Source organism: Kribbella sp. (assembly GCF_035655035.1).
Lineage (GTDB): Bacteria > Actinomycetota > Actinomycetes > Propionibacteriales > Kribbellaceae > Kribbella.
In genome coordinates this window covers 1-3,674 of sequence record NZ_DASRVN010000728.1, presented here as the reverse complement: position 1 = coordinate 3,674, position 3,674 = coordinate 1, and the positions used below count along the sequence as shown (strand labels likewise).

General features: G+C 67.4%; 3 protein-coding genes and 1 pseudogene. All 4 read right to left on the bottom strand.

What is annotated here, in order from left to right; genetic code table 11:
• Positions 1-317, bottom strand: a pseudogene (locus VFF46_RS37545) (carbohydrate ABC transporter permease); the annotation flags it as partial.
• Positions 314-1,210 (bottom strand): sugar ABC transporter permease, encoded by an 897-nt coding sequence (locus VFF46_RS37540; protein ID WP_325042029.1) that lies wholly within the window; start codon positions 1,208-1,210, stop codon positions 314-316. The gene VFF46_RS37540 and the pseudogene VFF46_RS37545, both read right to left, overlap by 4 nt.
• Positions 1,207-2,466 (bottom strand): extracellular solute-binding protein, encoded by a 1,260-nt coding sequence (locus VFF46_RS37535; protein WP_325042028.1) that lies wholly within the window; start codon positions 2,464-2,466, stop codon positions 1,207-1,209. The genes VFF46_RS37540 and VFF46_RS37535 overlap by 4 nt, the downstream gene beginning before the upstream one ends.
• 115 nt (positions 2,467-2,581) lie before the next feature.
• On the bottom strand, positions 2,582-3,674 hold a 1,093-nt coding region (locus tag VFF46_RS37530), incomplete at its 5' end, for a sulfatase-like hydrolase/transferase (protein ID WP_325042027.1).

Sequence of the window (3,674 nt, the reverse complement as noted above, 5' to 3'; positions counted from 1 at the left end):
ATCAGCCCGAACAACGTTTTCCGGCCGACGAACGTCATCCGCGCGAACGCGTAGGCGGTCAGCGAGCAGGTGATCAGGTTGCCGATCACCACCGCCGCGCAGATGATCAGCGAGTTCAGGAGATACACGCCGAAGCTGGTCCCGGTCGATGACCAGCCGAGCGCGTAGTTGCCGAGCGTCGGGTGCTCCGGGATCAGGCCCGGATGGCTGAAGATCTCGGTGTTCTTGCGCAGCGAGGCGCTGACCATCCAGAGCAGCGGGTAGAGCATGATCAGCGCGCCGGCGGTCAGGCCGGCGTGGGCCAGCACGCGCTTCATCGGCGTACCCCTTCGTCTCCGTAGAACACCCAGGTGCGGCCGAGGACGAAGTTCAGCCCGGTGAAGACCGCGATGATCAGCAGCAGCACCCAGGCCATCGCGGCGGCGTACCCCATCTTGAAGTTCCCGAACGCCTGCTGGTACAGGTACAGCGTGTAGAACAGCGTCGAGTCGGACGGACCGCCCTTGCCGCCGCTGATCACGAACGCCGGTGTGAACGCCTGGAACGCGCCGATGATCTGCAGCACCAGGTTGAAGAACACCACCGGTGAGAGCAACGGCAGCGTGACCCGCCAGAATCGCTGCCACCGGCCCGCACCGTCCACCTCGGCCGCCTCGAGTACCTCGTCCGGAATCTGCCGCAGCCCGGCCAGGAAGATCACCATCGGCGCGCCGAACTGCCAGACCCGGAGCACGATCAGCGTCCACAACGCCGTACCGGGCTCGGAGATCCAGCCGCGGCCGTGGATCCCGAACAGGCCGAGGATGTCGTTGAGCAGGCCGTCGCTGCCGAAGATCTGCTGCCACAGCAGAGCGATCGCGACACTCCCGCCGAGCAGACTCGGCACGTAGTACAGCGCGCGGTAGACGGCGAGCCCCTTGAGCCCGCGGTTGAGCAGTACGGCGACCGTGAGCGCGAACGCCATCTCGAGCGGGACCGACACGCCGACGTAGATGAACGTGACCTTCAGCGACTGCAGGTACCGGTCGTCGTGGAAGAGGGCGGTGTAGTTGTGCAGGCCCGTCCACGCCGGAGTGTTGAGCAGCGCATAGTCGGTGAACGAGTAGTACAGCGACAGCAGCATCGGGCCGATGGTCAGCCCAACGATGCCGATCAGCCAGGGCAGCAGGAACAGGTACGCCGGAACACTCTGCCGGAGTCGACCGATCACTGGCCCAGGGTCTTCCCGGCCAGGTCGACGAACTCCTGCGCGCCCTTCGCCGGATCGCTCTTCCCGAAACCGATGTTCTCCGCGATCCGGCTGAACCCGGTGAGCAGTTCGCCGTACCCCTTCGGCCACGGCTTCGGCGACGGCCCGACCTGGTCCTTGATGTCCTCGACGTACTTGATCGCCCGCGCACCGGCGGAGCCGGCATCGGCGGCGACCAGGTCGCGCGCCTTCTTCGACGGCGGTACGCCGAGCAGGATGCCGATCGCCTTGATCGCCTTCTCGTCGTTCAGCAGGAACCCGATCAGCTTGGCAGCGTCCTCAGCATGCTTGCTCGCGGACGAGATCGACCACAGGTCGAGGCCCTTGACGAACTGGCCCTTCAGGTCACCGGCCGTGCCCTGCGGCACCGGGAGTACCGACAACGGATTCTTCACCACCGGCTGGTAGAACGTGACCTGCTGGACCCAGCCGAACTGCACCGGAGCCTTGCCCTTGGCAACCAGCGACTTCTCGATCGCGGTCGTCTCGGCGCTGACGTTCTGAGTCGGCACGGCCTTCGCCTTCCGCAGGTCCGCCCAGTACTGGAACCATTCCTGGACGGTTTCCTTGCTGGTGGCAAGCTTTCCGCCGTCGTCGGAGAACAGCTCCGTGCCGTGCTGCCGGGCGTACACCTCGAACAGCTGGAGGCCACCGGCTTGGTCGGGCGAGCCGTACGACCCCTGGACCGATCCGCTGTAGCCGCGGGCGAACTCGGCGAACTTGTCCCACGTCCAGCCCTGCGCCGGCACGGTCCCGCCGGCCTTCTTCACGGCCGCCTCGTCGACGTACATCGCGTAGCTGATCGAGCTCTGCCCGATGCCGTAGTTCTTGCCGTCGGTCAGGCCGCTGTCCGCGACGTCCTTGTCCAGGCCGGAGGTGTCGATACCGGACGAGCTCAGGTCCTTCAGCGCGCCTCGGCCCGCGTAGTCACTGAAGTAGCTCATCGACATCCGCAGTACGTCGGGGGCGTTGCCGCCGGAGGTCTGCGTGGCCAGCTTGTCCCAGTAGTCGTCGAACGGGGCGCTCTCCGCGGTGTACTCCGCACCGCCGCTCGACTTCCAGGCGTCCAGCGCCTTGTTGAGCGCCTTCGTGACCGGGTCGGGGCCGTACCAGGAAACCCGCATCGGGCCGGACTTTCCGGAGCAGCCGGGAATCGTGATCGCCGCGGCGGTCGCGGCGCCGAGCCCGAGGAGGGTACGGCGGCTGAACGTGGTCATGGGGCCTCCCGGCCTGGACTGAGGAGTGGAGGGAGCGAAGCGACTGGAACGACGAGGGAAGGCTGGGAGCAACAGCCCCATGACCCGCCGCGACGGAGTCGCGGCATCAGTAGAGTCATGGTGTTTCTCCTTGGGGAGCCCAACGCCAGTTGTGGGGCAGGCGGAGCGGGGTGTAGTTGCCGTTCGGGAGGTCGTCGGTCAGCCGCGCCTGCCAGCGGGTGAGCTGGTGCAGCAGGCGGGCGCGGACAGCCAGGTGCCGGTCGTCGTCGAAGAGGTTGACGAGCTCGGCCGGGTCCTCGTCCAGGTCGTAGAGCTCGCCCTCCAGCTCCGCGTGGACGATGAGCTTCCAGTTGCCGCTGCGGAGCATCCGGGCGGCGCCGGACTGCGTGACCGTGTTGAGTTCGTCGAACGTCGGGCCGTCGTAGCTGAAGTGCAGCGGCGGTCTGGCGGTCACCTCGTACGCGCGGCCGCCGTAGCCGTGCTCGGCGATGATGCTTCCGAATTCGTTTTCCGGGGCGGGCGCGCCGTGCGCGAGTGGCAGCAGGCTGCGGCCCTGGACGCCTTCGGGGATGGGTTGGCCGACGGCCTCGCAGATGGTGGGCAGCACGTCGACGATCGAGACCGGTTCGTCGCGTTGCTGTGGCTCGATGCCATCGCCGGCCACGATCAGCGGGATCCGCATCAGGAACTCGGACAGCCCGGCACCCTTGCGTTGCAGCCCGTACTCGCCGACGTAGTCACCGTGATCCGCGAGCACGATCGTCAGCCGTGGCCTGGTCCGCTGCGCCAGGCCTTCGTGCAGGCGGCTGATCTGGTCGTCGAGCAGGCGCAGCATGCCGAGATAGTTGGCCGCGTAGCGGCGCCAGTTGTCGTCGTACCCCGGTCGCTTGTCCTCCTGGAGTTTGCGCAGCCAGGCGTAGGCGCCCTGCTTGATGTTCGTTGCCTCCGGCCCCGTCAGGCGGTCCGGGACGTCCTCCGGCGCGACGAGGTCGAAGTACGGCCGCGGGACCTGGTACGGGTTGTGCGGCTCAGGGTACGAGACCCAGAACAGGCCGGGGCGGTCCGGATCCGCGCCGTCGATCGCCCGCAGCGCGTCCGAGGTGATCCGGTACGGGAGCTGGGTCGTGACGTCGTACGGCGTGGGCTCGTCGGCGACGCCGTGGTCGAGCCGTTCGAGCCAGCCGTCAAACGCTTTCTCGTCCGGTGTC